The organism is Rhodococcus sp. NPDC127593 (genome assembly GCF_042671975.1).
Classification (GTDB): domain Bacteria; phylum Actinomycetota; class Actinomycetes; order Mycobacteriales; family Mycobacteriaceae; genus Rhodococcus_F.
Genome location: NZ_JBHXWI010000033.1, coordinates 1 through 17991, shown reverse-complemented (window position 1 = coordinate 17991; position 17991 = coordinate 1). Strand labels below are relative to the sequence as shown.

Below are 17991 nucleotides of genomic sequence, written 5' to 3'. Positions count from 1 at the left end.
GCTAACGTGGATCCAGTGGTAAGTGAGAGTGCGTCCGGTTCGGTGATCGAACGGGAGCAGACGCTGGAGCAGGATCAGGCACGGCCGGGCTGGATTCGACGGCTGAGCGGTGAGTGCTGGGCGCACCGCCGGGTCGCACTCGGTGCCCTGTCCGTGACGATCGTCGCCGCGGGTATCGACATCTCGTTCCCTCTCCTCACCAAGTACGCGGTCGACGCCGCGGGATCGGGTCGCGCCACCCAGGTGATCGGCATCGCCGCCCTGCTCATCGCGTTGCTCGCGTGCGTCCGCTTCGGCTGCCAGTACGGCCGCCGGATGCTCGCCGGCAAGCTGTCGCTCGACGTCCAGCACGATCTGCGGCTGGGCCTGCTGGGCGCGCTGCAACGACTCGACGGGCGGGGGCAGGATCAGATCCGCACCGGTCAGGTGGTCTCCCGGTCCATCACCGACCTCCAGCTGGTTCAGGGTCTGCTCGCGATGGTCCCGTTGTCGGCGGGCGCATTGCTCCAATTCGTCCTCGCGCTCGGCATCATGGCCTGGCTGTCACCGCTGCTGACCGTCGTCGCGCTGGTGATCGTTCCCGCCGTGTGCCTCGTCGTCTACGCGATGAGGCCGAAACTGTTCGCGGCCACCTGGTCGGCGCAGCAGCGGGCGGCCGACCTCGCGCAGCACGTCGAGGAGACCGTGACCGGCGTCCGCGTCGTCAAGGGCTTCGGCCAGGAGCGCCGGGCCGTCGACCAGCTCGAGGACCACAGCCGGACGCTGTACGCGGAACGCCTGCGAGCCGCCCGGATCAACGCGCGCTTCGCGCCGACCATGGCAGCGCTGCCCCAGCTCGGTCTCGTCGGCGTCATCGCCGTCGGCGGCTACCTGGCCCTGCACGGCTCCATCACGATCGGCACGTTCCTCGCCTTCGCCACGTACGTCGCCACGATGACCGGCGTCACCCGGACGCTGTCGTCGGTCGTGATCATGGCCCAGCTGTCCAGGGCCGCCGTCGAGCGCGTGTACGAGGTGATCGACGCCGAACCGGAGGTCGCGGACCCGCCGCACCCCACCGCACTGCCCGGCGGACCGCTGGGTGTGGACCTGCGCTCGGTCACGTTCGGATTCGAGTCGGACCGGCACATCCTCCGCGGACTCGACCTGCGCATCGCGCCCGGCGAGACGGTCGCGGTGGTCGGGATGGCGGGCTCCGGCAAGACCGCCCTGTCGCTGCTGCTCCCCCGCTTCTACGCCCCGTCCTCGGGTTCCGTAGCCCTCACGTCGGCGGGCGAGTCGTTCGACGTCGCGCACCTGAGCGCCGAGCAGTTGCGCGAAGCCGTCGGCCTCGTGTTCGACGAACCGTTCCTCTTCTCCGACACCATCGCGGCCAACATCGCCCTCGGCAGGCCCGACGCCAGCGCCGAGGAGATCCGCGCCGCCGCCGACATGGCCGCCGCCGACGAGTTCGTCTCCGCATTGCCGGACGGCTACGACACCGTGGTCGGCGAACGCGGTCTCACGCTCTCCGGCGGGCAGCGTCAGCGGATCGCACTGGCACGCGCGCTCCTCACCGACCCGAGGGTGCTGATCCTCGACGACGCCACTTCCGCCGTCGACGCCACCACCGAGGCGTCGATCTTCGCGGCGCTGCGCGCGAATCGCGGACGGACGGCGCTGATCCTGGCGCATCGCCGGTCGACCCTGTCGCTCGCCGACCGCGTCGCCGTGCTCGACGGCGGACGGATCATCGATTCCGGCACGGTGGCCGAACTCGACGAACGGTGCCCGCTCTTCCGCGCACTGTTCGCCTCCCCCGACAACGCGGGCCCCATCGACGTCAGCGTCCCCGCACCGAGCGAGCCGATGCCGTATCAGCGCATGCCGTCCGAGTCCGAGTTGTGGCCGCAGGACGTCGAGGAGTGGGACGTGCCCGCCTCGTCCGGCCGCACCCCGGCTCCCGGCGCGGGCCCCGGCGGCGGCCGTGCCGCCGGCGGACCGATGGCGGGAGCGCTGGGCAACGTGGCCGCGACCCCGGAACTTCGGCAGGCCGTGAACGCGCTGCCGCCCGCCGTCGAGAGCCCGGGTATCGATACCCGGAACCTGCGCCTGCCCGAGCCCGACTTCCGGCTGTCGCGGATCCTGCGACCGGTCCGCGCCCTCCTGGTCGCCGTCGTCGTCTGCCTCGCGCTCGACTCGCTCGCGGGGATCGCGTTCCCGTCGATCGTCCGGTTCGCGATCGACCGCGGTGTCGTCCCGCAGGACTCCGCGACGCTGTGGACCGCGGCCGGGGTGGGCGTCGCTCTCGTGGTCGCCGGCTGGCTCGTCGTCGCCCTGATGACGGTCCTCACCGCCCGAGCGGGAGAACGTGTGCTGTTCGGGTTGCGGGTGCGCAGCTACGCACACCTGCAGCGGCTCGGACTCGACTACTACGAGCGCGAGCTGTCCGGCCGCATCATGACCCGGATGACCACCGACGTCGACGCGTTGTCGTCGTTCATCCAGACGGGGATGTCCACCGCCGTGGTGAGTGTCCTGACCGTCTTCGGTATCTCCGTCGCCCTCGTCGCCACCGACGTCACGCTCGCGTTGGTGGCGCTCGCCGTCATCCCGCCGCTCGTCGTCGCGACGCTGATCTTCCGCAGGATCTCCTCGGTGGCGTACACGGTCTCGCGTGAGCGGATCTCACTCGTCAACGCCGACTTCCAGGAGAACATCGCCGGGCTCCGCGCCGCCCAGGCGTACCGTCGCGAAGGGTTCGCCGCCCGCCGGTTCGCCGAGCGTGCCGACAGTTACCGGCGCAGCCGGATGCGGTCACAGCGGGCGATCTCGCTGTATTTCCCGTTCATCGCGTTCCTCTCGGACCTCGCCCTGGCCGCCGTGGTGTTCGTCGGTTCGCGCCAGGTGGCGGGCGGCGACACGACGACCGGGACGCTCGTCGCCTTCGTGTTGTACCTCGGGCTCCTGTTCGGGCCCATCCAGCAGCTGTCGCAGGTGTTCGACGGGTACCAGCAGGCCAGTGTGGGTCTGCTCCGGATCGGGGATCTGCTCCGCACACCCAGTTCCATCGAGCGGGCAACCTCGCGCGAGAACCTCCAGCCGATCGACGGGCACCTGCGCGGCGAGCTGTGCCTACGCGACGTCGGGTTCCGCTATCAGGGCGCCGACAGCGACGCCCTGACCGACATCGACCTGCACATCCCCGCCGGCACCACCGTCGCCTTGGTCGGCCGGACCGGCGCCGGCAAGTCGACCATCGTGAAACTGCTCGCCCGCTTCTACGACCCGACGTCCGGCGCGGTGCTCGTCGACGACGTCGATCTCCGCCGGTACCCGCTCGGCGCATACCGCGGACGCCTCGGCGTCGTCCCCCAGGAGGCCCACCTGTTCACCGGGACCGTCGCCACCAACATCGCGTACGGCCGCCCGGATGCGAGCCGCGCTGAGATCGCGGACGCTGCCCGCGCGGTCGGAGCGCTGGGCACGATCGCCGGATTGCGGGGTGGGATGCATCACCCCATCGGCGAGCGCGGGCAGGGGCTGTCGGCGGGCCAGCGTCAGCTGATCGCGCTCGCCCGTGCCGAGCTGGTCGACCCCGACCTGCTGCTGCTCGACGAGGCGACCGCGACGCTCGATCCGGCCACCGAGCAGGTAGTTCTCGAGGCGAGCAGCCGTGTGACCCGCACCCGGACGTCAGTGGTGGTGGCCCACCGACTGGCCACCGCGGCCCGGGCAGATGTGATCCTCGTCATCGACAAGGGGCGGGTGGTCGAGACCGGATCGCACGCCACCCTGCGCTATGCCGGTGGCCACTATTCGGGACTGTGGGATGCGGCGGAGGCCGGGTCGGGGAATAATCGCGGGGCGAGAACCGTCATCGATGGTGACCCCATCGGTTGGCCGTGAGACAGCTCACACGTGCAGGCCTGGCGATCTACACGTCACACGCGAGGGCTAGTCTCATGTATATAGGCGCTCTGATCGGGTACCGAAATAGAAACGAGGCGAACACCTGCCGTGAGCAGCAGCTCTACATCCCAGTTCGGACAGAACCAGTGGTTGGTTGACGAGATGTACCAGCGTTTCCAGGACGATCCGTCGTCCGTGGACGCGAGTTGGCACGAATTCCTGACGGATTACTCTCCCGACGCCGCCGCCAAGGCAGGCGCAGCCAACGGACACGGCACGAACGGCACCACCACCGCCGCACCTGCTGCCGCTCCCTCCGCCAAGGCGTCGACTCCCCCGGCTCCCGAGTCCGAGACCGCACCCAAGCCTCAGACCAAGACGGCCAACGGCGCCGCACCGAAGACTGCACCCAACGGTGCAGCTCCGAAGGCTGCTGCCGCGAAGACCGAGGCCCCCAAGAAGGCCGCACCCGCGAAGGAGACCGCAGCGAAGGACGCGAAGGCATCCGCTCCCGCTCCTGCAGTAGAAGAGTCGAAGGTTCTCCGCGGCGCAGCTGCTGCCGTCGCCAAGAACATGTCGGCCTCGCTGGCCATTCCGACCGCCACCAGCGTTCGCGCCATCCCTGCGAAACTGATGTTCGACAACCGGATCGTCATCAACAACCACCTCGCCCGTACCCGCGGCGGCAAGATCTCGTTCACCCACCTGCTGGGTTACGCAATCGTGCAGGCGGTCAAGGCGTTCCCGAACATGAACCGGCACTTCGCCGAGATCGACGGCAAGCCCAACGCGGTCACCCCCGCACACACCAACCTCGGTCTGGCCATCGACCTGCCGGGCAAGGACGGCAGCCGGTCCCTCGTCGTCGCCGCGATCAAGAACACCGACACCCACAACTTCACGCAGTTCTACAGCGCCTACGAGGACATCGTCCGGCGCGCGCGTGACGGCAAGCTCACCGCCGAAGACTTCTCGGGTGTCACGATCTCGCTCACCAACCCCGGCGGCATCGGCACCGTGCACTCCGTGCCGCGGCTGATGAACGGCCAGGGCGCCATCATCGGTGCCGGCGCGATGGAGTACCCCGCCGAGTTCCAGGGCGCGAGCGACGAGCGCCTCGCCGAGATCGGCGTCGGCAAGCTCATGACGCTCACCTCGACGTACGACCACCGCATCATCCAGGGTGCCGAGTCCGGCGACTTCCTCCGGACCATCCACAACCTGCTGATCAGCGACGAGTTCTACGACGAGATCTTCCACGCGCTGCACATCCCCTACGAGCCGGTCCGCTGGCGCAAGGACGTGCCCGAAGGCGCCGTCGACAAGAACACCCGTGTTCTCGAGCTGATCGCCGCGTACCGCAACCGCGGTCACCTGATGGCCGACACGGATCCGCTGCAGTTCGTCAAGGACAAGTTCCGCAGCCACCCGGACCTGGACGTCCGCACGCACGACCTGACCCTGTGGGACCTCGACCGCGAATTCAAGGTCGGCGGCTTCCACGGCCAGGAGAAGATGAAGCTGCGCGACGTGCTCAGCGTGCTGCGCGACGCGTACTGCCGCCACGTCGGTGTCGAGTACACACACATCCTGGAGCCGGAGCAGCAGCAGTGGCTGCAGGACCGGGTCGAGGCGCACCACGTCAAGCCCACGGTCGCCCAGCAGAAGTACATCCTGAGCAAGCTCAACGCCGCCGAGGCGTTCGAGACGTTCCTGCAGACCAAGTACGTCGGCCAGAAGCGCTTCTCCCTCGAGGGCGCCGAGTCCGTCATCCCGATGATGGACGCCGTCATCGACCAGGCCGCCGAGCACCAGCTCGACGAGGTCGTCATCGGCATGCCGCACCGCGGTCGCCTCAACGTTCTCGCGAACATCGTCGGCAAGCCGTACTCGAAGATCTTCACCGAGTTCGAGGGCAACATGAACCCGGCGGCCGCTCACGGCTCCGGCGACGTGAAGTACCACCTCGGCGCCGAGGGCACGTACATCCAGATGTTCGGCGACAACGACATCACCGTGTCGCTGACGGCGAACCCGTCGCACCTCGAGGCGGTCGACCCGGTCCTCGAAGGCCTGGTCCGCGCGAAGCAGGACATCCTCGACAAGGGCGAGGACGGCTTCACCGTCCTGCCGCTCATGCTGCACGGCGACGCCGCGTTCGCCGGTCAGGGTGTTGTGGCCGAGACGTTGAACCTTGCGCTGCTGCGCGGGTACCGCACCGGCGGCACCGTGCACATCGTGGTCAACAACCAGGTCGGTTTCACCACCGCCCCGGAGCACTCGCGTTCGTCCGAGTACTGCACGGATGTCGCGAAGATGATCGGCGCGCCGATCTTCCACGTGAACGGCGACGACCCCGAGGCCTGCGTCTGGGTCGCCCAGCTCGCTGTCGACTTCCGGGAGAAGTTCCAGAAGGACGTCGTCATCGACATGATCTGCTACCGCCGTCGCGGTCACAACGAGGGCGACGACCCGTCGATGACGCAGCCGGCGATGTACGACGTGATCGACACCAAGCGCAGCGTGCGTAAGAGCTACACCGAATCCCTGATCGGCCGCGGCGACATCTCGCTGAAGGAAGCCGAAGACGCACTGCGCGACTACCAGGGCCAGCTGGAACGGGTGTTCAACGAGGTTCGTGAACTCGAGAAGTACACGCCGGAGCCCAGTGAGTCGGTCGAGCTCGACCAGGTGCTGCCCACCAAGTTGAAGACGTCCGTCGACGACTCGGTGCTCGAGCGGATCGGCGACGCGTTCGTCAACGTGCCCGAGGGCTTCACCGTGCACCCGCGCGTCAAGCCGGTCATCGAGAAGCGCCGTGAAATGTCCCGCGAGGGCAAGATCGACTGGGCCTTCGCCGAGCTGCTCGCGTTCGGTTCGCTGGTCGACCAGGGCAAGATGGTTCGCCTGTCCGGCCAGGATTCCAAGCGCGGCACGTTCACGCAGCGTCACTCGGTCCTCATCGACCGCAAGACCGGCGCCGAGTACACCCCGCTGCAGAACCTCGGCAGCGAGAACCCCGGCAAGTTCCTGGTCTACGACTCCGCACTCAGCGAGTTCGCCGCCGTCGGCTTCGAGTACGGCTACTCCGTGGGCAACCCGGACGCGCTCGTGCTGTGGGAGGCGCAGTTCGGTGACTTCGTCAACGGCGCGCAGCCGATCATCGACGAGTTCATCTCGTCCGGTGAGGCCAAGTGGGGCCAGCTGTCCGACGTCGTGCTCCTGCTGCCGCACGGCCACGAGGGTCAGGGCCCCGACCACACGTCCGGTCGTATCGAGCGCTTCCTGCAGTTGTGCGCCGAAGGTTCGATGACCGTGGCCGTGCCGTCCACCCCGGCCAGCTACTTCCACCTGCTGCGTCGCCACTCGCTCGACGGAATCCGCCGCCCGCTGGTCGTCTTCACGCCGAAGTCGATGCTGCGGAACAAGGCTGCGGTCTCCGACGTCGAGGACTTCACCACCGGTAAGTTCCGCTCGGTGTTCGAGGAGCCCACGTACGAGACGGGCAACGCCGAACGCGACAAGGTTCGTCGTGTCCTCCTCGTCAGCGGCAAGCTGTATTGGGAGCTGCTGGCGAAGAAGCAGAAGGACAACCGCGAGGACATCGCGATCGTCCGCATCGAGCAGCTGTACCCGGTTCCGAGCCGTCGTCTCCGCGAGACGCTGGACCGCTACCCGAACGCCACCGAGTTCCGGTGGGTTCAGGAGGAGCCGGCCAACCAGGGTGCGTGGCCGTTCTTCGGTCTCGCTCTGCCTGAGTTGCTGCCCGACAAGCTGTCCGGAATCAAGCGCATCTCGCGTCGTTCGATGTCGGCCCCGTCCTCGGGTTCGAGCAAGGTGCACGCTGTGGAACAGCAGGAGATCATCGATGAAGCCTTCGGCTGAAGAGCGTGTAACGGCTGAAGCATTCAGCTGAGCGTTTGATTGACTGATCTGCCACTGAGCCGGGTCGAGTTCACTCCACGGAGCGGATTCGACCCGGCTTCGTTATATGGAACTCCCCGCGGTCGCGGAACTGTGCGACAACGGGCTGGCATTCGAGCGGCCGGTCACGGTGATCGTGGGTGAGAACGGCGACGACGGCATCGACTACCCCGAGTGGAATCAGCTCGATCTCGTCCGCAATTGGCGATCGTTCCTCGACGGACCCGACCGCTTCCTGCGGCATCTCTAGGCCGGCCCTGCCTGCGGCCCAGCGTCCGCCCGCGACCTCACGGTCCGGACGGCGACTGCGGTGGCGGCGAGAAGTCCGCCGAGGACGACGAGGGTGAGCGCGTCGGGATGGATCAGCGGCTGACCACGGAACGCCTGCCACGTGAGCAGGGCGAGTCCCCCGGCGTAGGCGACCGCCAGCACGGCCGTCAGGGACGCTCGGGTTCCCTCGCTGCGAAGCCACGGAATCCGCGACGCGAGGACGCTCAGGACGAGGGCGCCGATCAGCATCACCTGCAGTCCGTGCAGTCCGACGAAGTGCGCGATGCGGAGGTCGCCACCGGACGTGCTCCAGTTGGTGACCGGCAGTCCCGGATTCTCGTCGGTGACGCCGACGCTGTGCCGTGCGGCGAGTTCGACGACGCGACCGTTCGCGTCGGTCGTGGTCTGCCGGCCCTGGAATCCCATGAGGTACCCGAGTGCCATGCCGGCCACCGCCAGGAACATGCCCGCATGGATGGCTCGGGTGAGGGGACGATCCCCCACGCGCTGGAACAGCAGAATCAGGGCGATCACGAGGTTCGCGACGAACAGTCCGGGGACACCGGTCATGAACACGTACTGACCGATCGTGTTGACGGCGTCGTCGGACGTGTTGAAGTGGCTGAACGTTCCGCGGGCGGCCTGTACCGCGATGAATCCGACATCGATGATGCCGGTCACGGCGAACACCGTCGCCATGACCCGGGTCCATCTGCTGCCTCGGTGCGGGAGGGTCAGCATCCACGCCAGGGTGGCCCCGTAGAGCGCGAAGGAGACCGCGAACTTCAGCGGTTTGAGCCACACGGACACCCCGAGCACGGTCCGGTCGTCCACGAGGAGTCCGACGGCGCACACGAGTGCGAGTGCGGACATCGCAGCGACCATCACCGCCAGCGGCACCTGGCGGGACGCGACGATGCGGGAGCGAAGATCGAGGGTGGTCATGACGAGAACGCTAGGAACATCGCATGCGTCGCCACGTCACGCCGGGGAATGAAACCGGTGCCACCCGCGGGTACTACGGGTGTACCCCGAGTACTAGGGGTGTCAGGTCGTGGTGGCCGACACCAGCGCGGCGGCGATCTCGGGTGCGGCGGCGACGGCGAGCGCGGGAAGGGCCTGGACGTTGAGTTCGATCAGTTCGTCGCGGGTCAGGTGCGGGTCGCGCAGCCAGGTGATCGTGACTTCCTCGACGTAGGCGATCCAGCCCCGGACGGCGAGTTCGACCGCCCGGGTGGGCTCGATCCCGATCGCAGGCAGTTGTTCGAGGGTCCGTTCGGACATCACGGCACGGGTCTCCTCGAAGACGGCGCGCATGTCCGGGTCGCCACTCGCCGTTCCCCGCAGGAGCGACACGTACGTGCCACGGTTCTCGCTGACGTAGTCGACGTACGACGCGAGCACCGAGCGCAGGATCTGCATCGGATCCCGCGCTTCCCCGACGTACGGGTCGGGGGCGGTGCGGGCGAGCATCTCACTGCTGGTGTGCCGCACGATCTCGAGGTGGAAGTCGTGCTTGGACGCGAAGTAGTGGAACAGGAGACCGCGGGAGACACCGGCCTGATCGGCGATGTCCTCGACGGAGATCTGCTCCAACGGGCGCTGCGCCAGCATCTTCGCGCCGAGGTCGATCAGTTGCGCGCGCCGTTGTTCTGGGCTGAGACGGGTCCGCTTCACGACGTCCATGAGACAAGACTACTGAACGAAGGTCAATAGGCTATTGACTGCCCCTCAATAGCGCCCTATTGTTTCTTACATGAGTCTCCCCGTCACAGATACTTCCGCCCCTACCGCAGGTGTCCGGCATATCGACACGCTGATCATCGGCAGCGGGTTCGCCGGCCTCGGCGCGGCGATCAAGCTGACCCAGGCAGGCAAGACCGACTTCCTCGTGCTCGAACGCGGCACCGACGTCGGCGGCACCTGGCGAGACAACACGTACCCGGGCGCGGCATGCGATGTTCCCTCACATCTGTACTCCTACTCGTTCGCGCTGAACCCGGAGTGGACTCGGTCGTTCTCGACGCAGCCCGAGATCCAGAAGTACATCCGGTCGGTGGCCGACAAGTACAAGGTGCGCGACAAGCACCACTTCGGCTGTGACGTGCAGTCCGCCCATTGGAACGAGTCGACCACCCGCTGGGAGGTCAGCACCACCAAGGGCAACTTCGTCGCGAAGGTCGTCGTCTCCGCGGTCGGTGCACTGTGCGAGCCGTCCCTCCCCGACATCAAGGGCATCGAAGGCTTCGAGGGCGAGATCTTCCACTCCGCCCGCTGGAACCACGACGCCGACCTGACGGGGAAGCGCGTCGCCGTCATCGGCACCGGCGCCTCGGCCATCCAGATCGTGCCCGCCATCGGCAAGAAGGTGTCGCACCTCGACGTGTACCAGCGCACGGCGCCGTGGATCCTGCCCCGGGCGGACCGCGAGTACACGAAGCTCGAGCACACCGCGTTCAAGTACCTCCCCGGCTTCCAGAAGCTGTGCCGCACCGGGATCTACTGGATGCGCGAGAGCCAGGTCGTCGGACTCGCGAAGGCCCCCGTGTTCATGAAGCCACTGCAGATCGCGGCCGAACGCCACCTGCGCCGCCAGATCAAGGACAAGGATCTGCGCAAGAAGGTCACGCCGAACTTCCAGATCGGCTGCAAGCGCATGCTGATCTCGAACAACTACTACCCCACCCTCGCACAGGGCAACGTCGACCTGGTGACCGACGGCATCGCCGAGGTCACGGCCAACTCGGTGATCTCGAAGGACGGCACCGTCCGCGAGGTCGACGCCATCGTCGTCGCCACCGGCTTCCACGTCACCGACTCCCCCACGTTCGAGGGCATCTTCGGCAAGGACGGCCGCTCGCTCGCCGACGTCTTCGACCAGGGCGGACAGCAGGGCTACAAGGGCGCCGCGATCGCGAACTTCCCCAACATGTTCTTCCTGGTGGGCCCGAACACCGGTCTGGGCCACACCTCGATGGTCTTCATGATCGAGTCGCAGCTCAACTACCTCGTCGACGCCCTGCAGACGCTCGACAAGTACGGCATCGGCAAGATCGAGGTCCGTCAGGCCGCCCAGGACCGGTACAACGCCGAACTCCAGGAGAAGCTGTCGCACAGCGTCTGGAACAACGGTGGGTGCGCGAGCTGGTACCTCGACAAGCACGGCAACAACACCACGCTGTGGCCGGGCTTCACATTCCAGTTCCGGAACGAGACGAAGCGCTTCGACCTCACCGCGTACGACAGCGTGGCCGCCGCCGATCTGCCTGCACCCGTGCACGTGAACGGCAAGATCCCCGGCCCAGCCGCCATCCCGGCACAGATCGACCTCGACGACGACAAGGTGACAGCACAGTGAGCGAGTTCGCAGGCAAGGTAGTCGTGATCACCGGAGCCGGATCCGGTATCGGCAGGGCGCTCGCCCTCAACCTGGCGGGCCGGGGTGCCCGGCTGGCGATCTCGGACATGGACACGGTCGGGCTCGCCGAGACCGCACGCCAGGCCGAGGCGCTGGGCGCCGAGGTCAAGGCCGATCACCTGGACGTCACCCAGCGCGAGGCGGTGCTCGCGTACGCCGACGAGGTGCGGGCCCACTTCGGCAAGATCAACCAGGTGTACAACAACGCCGGCATCGCCTACCACGGTGAGTTCGAGAAGTCCGAGTTCAAGGACATCGAGAAGATCATGGACGTGGACTTCTGGGGAGTCGTCAACGGCACCAAGGCCTTCCTGCCGCATCTCATCGCGTCGGGCGACGGCCACGTCGTGAACGTCTCGAGCCTCTTCGGCCTGCTGTCCATGCCGGGTCAGAGCGCGTACAACTCGGCGAAGTTCGCGGTGCGCGGTTTCACCGAGTCGTTGCGCCAGGAGATGCTGATCGCCAGGCACCCCGTCAAGGTGACGTGTGTGCACCCCGGTGGCATCAAGACGGCCATCGCCCGCAACGCCACCGCGGGACCGGGCGAGGACCTCGACACGTTCGCGAAGTTCTTCGACCAGAAGCTCGCACGCACCACTCCGGAGGCGGCTGCCGAGACCATCGTGAACGGTGTCCGCAAGAGCAAGCCGCGCGTCCTGATCGGCGCCGACGCCAAGTTCCTCGACGCCTGGGTGCGGCTCGCCGGACCGAGCTACCAGCGTGTGGTTGCCATCGTCGCCGGACGAGTCCTCCCCAAGTCGAACTGAGGTACCGATGAGCTTCCACCTGCCGCTGCCGGTCGTCGCGACGGCCCTCCGGCCGTTCTACCGCCTCAGCCTCAATGCCCGACTCCCGTACGCCGTCCAGAGGGCGATCCTCGACCTCGGCGCTCGGTTGCAGCAGGTGCCTGCGGGTGCCGTCGTCCGCCCGACCTCGCTGGCCGGGCGGCCGGCGGAGCGAATCACGGTGGGAGCCACCGAACGCCGGACCGCTGTGCTCTACCTGCACGGTGGGGCGTACACGATCGGCTCGCTCGCCACGCACCGTTCGCTGGCCGCTCACATCGCCAGGGAATCCGGCAGCGTCGTCTACACCCTCGACTACCGGCTGGCTCCGGAGCATCCGTTCCCGGCCGGGCTCGAGGACGCGGTCGCGGCGTACCTGGAGCTGAACACGGAACACGGTTACGAGACAGAGCAACTCGCCATCGCCGGCGATTCGGCGGGCGGTGGCCTCACGGTCGCCACCGCGCGCCGCCTGATCGACCGGCACGGTGTGACTCCGGCCGCGTTGGCGCTGATCTCTCCGTGGGTCGATCCCGGCCGGCGTGACACGTCGCGGGACCGGGATCTCGTGGTCAACACGGCGTGGTCGTTCGATGCCGCCGAGAAGTACCTGGGCAACGGGGACGTGCACGATCCGGGTTACGCACCGCTGCACGGAAATCTGGCGGGACTGCCGCCGACACTGATCCATGTCGGGGTGGACGAGGTGCTCTACCCGCAGATCATGGAGTTCGTCGACAAGCTGAACGAGTCGGACGTGGACGTCACGCTCACCGAGTACGCCCGGCTGTGGCACGTCGCCCACCTCCAGGCGTCCCTGGTCCGCGAGGCCGCGGACGCGGTGGCGGAACTCGGGGCGTTCCTGGGTTCACAGATGGGCGTCGAGCCACACCCGCGCCACGTCGGCTGAATCGGCACCACCGCGGACCTGGCCGATCATGTCGGCCAGGTCCGCGGTCGTCAGCTCACCCGCCACGACGTTCAACGCCTTCAGCTGGGCTTCGCCGAGGGTCCCGATCCGGAACAGCGGCACCACGTTCTGTGCGGTGAACACGTGATCGTCGTCCGCCAGCAGCACCAGATCCGCGCCCGCGACGGCGGGTGACGCGGTGGTCACCCCGGCCACCCGCACGGCTCCGTCCGCCGGTGCGGGGGCGGCGAGTTCGCCGACGGCGGCGTCGTCGTCGGCCACCGTCCGGGTCTGCGCGAACGTGCAACCGGTCAGGTCGGGAAGAGCGTCGGCCTCGAACGCCGGGGCGAGCACGGCCGTGCTCCTGCCGCACGAGGGAACAAGTTCGTCGAGGGTGGTGAGATCCAGCTGTCCGGACGTCTGCGGGGTCACCGCCAGCGCCGACCTGTCCTCGGCGGCCGCGAAGTCGGAGATCGAAAGTCCCTGCGGCAGAGCCTTGCTCAATGCCTCGAACACATCGTCCTGCTCCGTTTGCGTCGATTCGGGGTCGTAGTAGCGCAACAACCGGCCCGTGAACTCCGGCACCAGCGTGACGCTTCCGGCATCGAGCTGTCCGAGGTACGCGGTCCGGTCACCGAGGCCCCCGTCGGTGGTGACCGGCGCCCCGGTCGAACGCAGGGCACCCGCATAGATTTCGGCCAGGATCCGGCTCTCTGCTCCGTCACCCGCACCCACCACGATCTCGCCCGCCCCCTGCCCCGCGGAACCGTCGAGGGTCGTGTCACCGCCTGCGCATCCCGACGCCACCCCCGCGAGCAGTAGCAGCGCGGACGCGGCGATCAGTGCCCGGGACCATGGCCCCGGGCGCTCGGCCGATTCGTCTGTCCGTGTGTGTGCCACGTCGCGCCTTTCGTTTACCTCGAGCTGGTCGAAAACCGTGCCCTGTCCGCCCCTATCGTTACACTGGCCAACCGATGGCGCGGAAACGCGTCCACCGGTTTCCGTCGGCAGGTCCGGCGCCGGTGACAACGGGAAGGACGCTCATGCGCACCTCACGAATTCTGTCGGGCTTCACCCGCCGCTCCGTTGGCAGTATCGCTCTCGCGACGGTGGCCGTCGTGTCGCTCGCGGCGTGCGGCGGCGGATCCGACCCCCTGTCCTCCGGCGGCGAGGGATCGGGTGACGACCCCAACACGATCATCGTGGGATCGGCGAACTTCCCCGAATCGGAGACGGTCGCGAACATCTACACCGAGGTGCTCCGCGCCAACGGGTTCGACGTGACGACGAAGTTCAACATCGGCAGCCGTGAGGCCTACATTCCCGCGCTGAAGGACGGGTCGATCGACGTCATCCCCGATTACACGGGCAACCTGCTGCAGTATCTCGACCCGGATTCGACGGCCACGAGCGCCGCCGACGTGGATGCCGCGCTGCCTGCCGCTCTCGGTTCGGAACTGACGATCACCACCCCGGCCCCGGCTGAGGACAAGGATGCCGTCGTCGTCACGAAGGAGACGGCGCAGCGCTGGAACCTCACCTCCATCGCGGATCTCGCGGCGCACTCGAACGAGGTGAAGTTCGGTGCACCCGCCGAGTTCCAGGAACGTCCCGGTGGTCTGCCCGGCCTGAAGGCCAAGTACGGCCTCGACATCACGGCCGACAATTTCGTCCCGATCGCCGACGGCGGCGGTCCGGCCACGGTGGACGCCCTCGCGTCGGGGCAGATCACGGCCGCCGACATCTTCACGACGTCCCCGGCGATCGCGCAGAACGGTTTCGTGGTGCTCACGGATCCGCAGAACAACTTCGCGGCGCAGAATGTCGTCCCGGTGGTGCGCGCCACCAAGTCCTCCGACAAGCTGACCCGGGCGCTCGACGCGCTGTCGGCGAAGCTGACCACCGAAGAGCTTGTCGCGCTCAATGATTCCGTCTCGGGTGACGCGAAAACCGAGCCGGCCGCGGCCGCGAAGCAGTGGGTGACGGACCAGGGGCTCGACAAGCCGGTCTCGTAGAGGAGCCTGCCGTGATCACATTCTCGGGAGTCACGAAGCAGTACCCGGACGGCACGACGGCGGTCGACAACCTCGACCTGGAGATCGACGCCGAATCGTTCACGGTCTTCGTCGGGCCGTCCGGCTGCGGCAAGACCACGTCGATGCGGATGATCAACCGGATGATCACCCCGACCGCGGGAACGATCACGGTCGACGGCCGCGACATCGCCCAGACCGACGCGGTGAAGCTTCGACTCGGCATCGGCTACGTCATCCAGAGCGCAGGACTGCTCCCGCACCGCACGGTGGTCGACAACGTCGCGACCGTGCCGGTGCTGCGCGGCGACTCACGACGCAACGCCCGCAAGGCCGCGTTGGCTGTGCTCGAACGCGTCGGACTCGACCCGGCGCTGGCCTCCCGCTATCCCGGGCAGCTGTCCGGCGGGCAGCAACAACGCGTCGGAGTCGCGCGGGCGCTGGCCGCCGACCCACCGATCCTGCTGATGGACGAGCCGTTCAGCGCCGTCGATCCCGTTGTCCGCGAAGACCTGCAGGCCGAGATGCAGCGCCTGCAGGCCGAAATGCGCAAGACCATCGTGTTCGTCACCCACGACATCGACGAGGCCGTCAAACTCGGTGACCGTGTGGCGGTCTTCGGACCGGGCGGCCGGTTGCAGCAGTACGACGCACCCGACACGGTGCTGTCCGCGCCGGCCACCGATTTCGTCGCCTCGTTCGTGGGACGCGACCGCGGGTACCGCGGACTGTCGTTCCGGACGGCAGATCAGGTTCCGCTGCACACCATCCGGACGGCGACCGAGAAGGAGTTGCCCGGGCTCCGGCTCGAACAGGGCGAATGGGTGCTGGTCGTCACGGACGCGGGCGTACCGCGGGGATGGATCGACGTCACCGGTGTCGAGGGGGCGCGGGCCGGACGCCCCGTCTCCGAATGCACTGCGGCGGGCGGATCCCTCTTCGCCCCCGGCGCCGACCTGCGGCAGGCCCTGGACGCGGCCATCTCCTCTCCGTCGGGCATCGGGGTGGCCGTCGACGCCGACGGCGCGGTCACCGGCGGCATCCTCGGCTCCGAGGTGATCGCGAAGCTGGCCGAGCAGCGGGCGGCCGAGGATCGTGCGAGGGGTGAGCACTACTTCACTACCCAACCGGCAACCCCGGACGGGCCGTGATCCCATGCGATGGCTCATCGACAACTTCTCGGTCGTCGTCGACCTGACGAAGACCCATCTCTACCTCGCGCTGGTTCCGCTCCTGATCGGGTTGCTCATCGCGGTCCCGGTGGGGACCGCGATCCGGGGTGCGTCCTGGCTGCGGAAGATCACGCTGATCGTCGCGGGCATCGCGTTCACGATCCCGTCGCTGGCACTGTTCGTGACGATCCCGTCCGTCGTCGGACTGCAGATCCTGGACCCGCTCAATGTGGTGATCGCGCTGACGATCTACTCCACCGCCCTGCTGATCCGCGCTGTGCCCGAGGCCCTCGACTCCGTTCCCGCCGACGTCGTCGACTCCGCCACCGCGATGGGTTTCACCCTGCTCCGCCGGGCTCTGACCGTCGAATTGCCCCTCGCGCTACCCGTTCTCGTCGCGAACGTGAGAGTGGTGGCCGTGACCAACATCTCGCTGGTGTCGGTGGGTTCGCTGATCGGGATCGGCGGTCTCGGCACCCTGTTCACCCAGGGCTACCAGCGTGACTATCCGGACCAGATCCTCGCCGGGATCATCGCGATCGTCGTTCTGGCCCTCGCGTTCGATCTGCTGCTGTTCCTGGTCGGCTGGGCACTGACACCGTGGACCCGGCAGCAGAAGGTCCGGCGCACGCCGCTGGTCGCGGGACAGTCGGCGGCCCCGGCCGCAGAGGAGGCTTCGTGAACATCTTCGGCGGCGCGTGGGAGTACATCGTCGATCCGGGTAACTGGTCGGGTAGCACCGGTATCGGCGCCCGCATCCTCGAACACCTCTGGTACAGCTTCCTGGCGGTCGCATTGTCTGCGGTGGTCGCGGTGCCGATCGGTCTGATCATCGGACATCTGCGCAAGGGTGACGTGGTCGTGGTCGGTCTCGTCAACGCGCTCCGCTCGCTGCCGACACTGGGTCTGCTGACGTTCCTGGTGCTGGTGCTCGGGCTGGGCCTCATCCCGCCGATCCTGGCCCTGGTGATCCTCGGAATCCCGCCGGTGCTCGCGGGCACGTACGCGGGTGTCGCGAACGTCGACCGGACGGTCGTGGACGCGGCCCGCGCGATGGGAATGACCGAATGGCAGGTCCTCACACGTGTCGAGGCCCCGAATGCGCTGCCGCTCATGCTCGGCGGGCTGCGCAACGCGACCCTGCAGATCATCGCGACCGCAACGGTCGCCGCGTACGTCAACCTCGGCGGCCTGGGCCGCTACATTTTCGACGGGCTGGCCCTGCGCCAGTATGACCGGGTGCTCGTCGGTGCGCTGCTCGTGACGATCCTCGCTCTCGTCGTGGACGGACTGCTCGCGCTGGCGGTGTGGGCGTCCGTTCCGGGGACCGGCCGCCTGCGCCGCAACCCGAGATCCGAACGGATCGCCGAGCCCGCGTCGTAGCGAACAATTCACCCAACGGCAAACACCCCGACACCGGAACCGTGGGTGCGGGTTCCGGATCGGGGTGTTCGACGGATTCTCGCTAGTCGGTGACGCCTTCTGCGTGAGCAGCGGCGGCGACTGCCTCCGCGACAGCGGGGGCGACGCGAGGATCGAGCGGGCTGGGAACGATCTTGTCTACAGCCAGCTCGTCACCGACGACCGA

General features: G+C 67.7%; 13 protein-coding genes and 1 pseudogene. 10 read left to right on the top strand and 4 right to left on the bottom strand.

Going from position 1 to position 17991, the window contains the following annotated elements:
• The first annotated feature begins 15 nt into the window (after positions 1-15).
• The 3 genes from ACFVJ3_RS28250 to ACFVJ3_RS28240 all read left to right on the top strand — a co-directional run bounded on the left by ACFVJ3_RS28250 (position 16) and on the right by ACFVJ3_RS28240 (position 8065).
• Complete coding sequence (locus ACFVJ3_RS28250; protein ID WP_378455203.1) at positions 16-3888, top strand: ABC transporter ATP-binding protein; 3873 nt, start codon at positions 16-18, stop codon at positions 3886-3888.
• Between the two features lie 111 nt (positions 3889-3999).
• Positions 4000-7776 (top strand): multifunctional oxoglutarate decarboxylase/oxoglutarate dehydrogenase thiamine pyrophosphate-binding subunit/dihydrolipoyllysine-residue succinyltransferase subunit, encoded by a 3777-nt coding sequence (locus ACFVJ3_RS28245; protein WP_378455202.1) that lies wholly within the window; start codon positions 4000-4002, stop codon positions 7774-7776.
• A gap of 106 nt (positions 7777-7882) precedes the next feature.
• The gene (locus ACFVJ3_RS28240; protein ID WP_378455201.1) at positions 7883-8065 is read left to right on the top strand and encodes a hypothetical protein; all 183 of its coding nucleotides are present in this window, start codon (positions 7883-7885) and stop codon (positions 8063-8065) included.
• Here the strand turns inward: ACFVJ3_RS28240 and ACFVJ3_RS28235 are convergent.
• Both ACFVJ3_RS28235 and ACFVJ3_RS28230 read right to left on the bottom strand, forming a co-directional pair.
• The gene (locus tag ACFVJ3_RS28235) at positions 8062-9030 is read right to left on the bottom strand and encodes a hypothetical protein (protein WP_378455200.1); all 969 of its coding nucleotides are present in this window, start codon (positions 9028-9030) and stop codon (positions 8062-8064) included. The genes ACFVJ3_RS28240 and ACFVJ3_RS28235 overlap by 4 nt on opposite strands.
• A 102-nt stretch (positions 9031-9132) precedes the next feature.
• On the bottom strand, positions 9133-9771 hold the full coding sequence (locus ACFVJ3_RS28230; protein WP_378455199.1) for a TetR/AcrR family transcriptional regulator: 639 nt from the start codon (positions 9769-9771) through the stop codon (positions 9133-9135).
• 70 nt (positions 9772-9841) lie between these two features.
• Here ACFVJ3_RS28230 and ACFVJ3_RS28225 point away from each other — a divergent pair, with 70 nt between their 5' ends.
• The 3 genes from ACFVJ3_RS28225 to ACFVJ3_RS28215 are packed head-to-tail and all read left to right on the top strand — an operon-like array spanning position 9842 to position 13198.
• A complete protein-coding gene (locus ACFVJ3_RS28225; protein WP_378455198.1) occupies positions 9842-11443 on the top strand; it encodes a flavin-containing monooxygenase in 1602 nt (533 codons plus the stop codon).
• Positions 11440-12270 carry an SDR family NAD(P)-dependent oxidoreductase gene (locus ACFVJ3_RS28220; protein ID WP_378455197.1) on the top strand — a complete coding sequence of 277 codons (831 nt, stop codon included), beginning with the start codon at positions 11440-11442 and terminating at the stop codon, positions 12268-12270. The genes ACFVJ3_RS28225 and ACFVJ3_RS28220 overlap by 4 nt, the downstream gene beginning before the upstream one ends.
• A 7-nt stretch (positions 12271-12277) precedes the next feature.
• Positions 12278-13198, top strand: coding sequence for an alpha/beta hydrolase (locus ACFVJ3_RS28215; protein ID WP_378455196.1), 921 nt, complete (start codon positions 12278-12280; stop codon positions 13196-13198).
• Here ACFVJ3_RS28215 and ACFVJ3_RS28210 read toward each other — a convergent pair.
• A complete protein-coding gene (locus ACFVJ3_RS28210) occupies positions 13157-14098 on the bottom strand; it encodes an ABC transporter substrate-binding protein (protein ID WP_378455195.1) in 942 nt (313 codons plus the stop codon). The two genes, ACFVJ3_RS28215 and ACFVJ3_RS28210, sit on opposite strands and share 42 nt — an antisense overlap.
• Before the next feature lie 143 nt (positions 14099-14241).
• On the opposite strand from ACFVJ3_RS28210, the gene ACFVJ3_RS28205 reads away from it, so the two are divergent.
• From ACFVJ3_RS28205 to ACFVJ3_RS28190, 4 genes are read left to right on the top strand one after another with little or no spacing between them, the layout of a single operon-like run.
• A complete protein-coding gene (locus ACFVJ3_RS28205; protein WP_378455194.1) occupies positions 14242-15213 on the top strand; it encodes an ABC transporter substrate-binding protein in 972 nt (323 codons plus the stop codon).
• An 11-nt stretch (positions 15214-15224) separates the two neighbouring features.
• Positions 15225-16382, top strand: a complete 1158-nt coding sequence (locus ACFVJ3_RS28200) for an ABC transporter ATP-binding protein (RefSeq protein ID WP_378455193.1) — start codon at positions 15225-15227, stop codon at positions 16380-16382.
• A 4-nt stretch (positions 16383-16386) separates the two neighbouring features.
• Entirely contained in the window at positions 16387-17085 is a 699-nt protein-coding gene (locus ACFVJ3_RS28195) for an ABC transporter permease (protein WP_378455192.1), read from the top strand.
• Positions 17082-17786, top strand: coding sequence for an ABC transporter permease (locus ACFVJ3_RS28190; protein WP_378455191.1), 705 nt, complete (start codon positions 17082-17084; stop codon positions 17784-17786). The genes ACFVJ3_RS28195 and ACFVJ3_RS28190 overlap by 4 nt, the downstream gene beginning before the upstream one ends.
• Before the next feature lie 82 nt (positions 17787-17868).
• Here ACFVJ3_RS28190 and ACFVJ3_RS28185 read toward each other — a convergent pair.
• Positions 17869-17991, bottom strand: a pseudogene (locus tag ACFVJ3_RS28185) (NAD-dependent malic enzyme); the annotation flags it as partial.

Coding starts and splice junctions, on each gene's coding strand:
- ACFVJ3_RS28195 (WP_378455192.1), top strand. CDS start 16,387: ATGCGATGGCTCATCGACAACTTCTCGGTCGTCGTCGACCTGACGAAG.
- ACFVJ3_RS28215 (WP_378455196.1), top strand. CDS start 12,278: ATGAGCTTCCACCTGCCGCTGCCGGTCGTCGCGACGGCCCTCCGGCCG.
- ACFVJ3_RS28230 (WP_378455199.1), bottom strand. CDS start 9,771: ATGGACGTCGTGAAGCGGACCCGTCTCAGCCCAGAACAACGGCGCGCG.
- ACFVJ3_RS28205 (WP_378455194.1), top strand. CDS start 14,242: ATGCGCACCTCACGAATTCTGTCGGGCTTCACCCGCCGCTCCGTTGGC.
- ACFVJ3_RS28235 (WP_378455200.1), bottom strand. CDS start 9,030: ATGACCACCCTCGATCTTCGCTCCCGCATCGTCGCGTCCCGCCAGGTG.
- ACFVJ3_RS28240 (WP_378455201.1), top strand. CDS start 7,883: ATGGAACTCCCCGCGGTCGCGGAACTGTGCGACAACGGGCTGGCATTC.
- ACFVJ3_RS28225 (WP_378455198.1), top strand. CDS start 9,842: ATGAGTCTCCCCGTCACAGATACTTCCGCCCCTACCGCAGGTGTCCGG.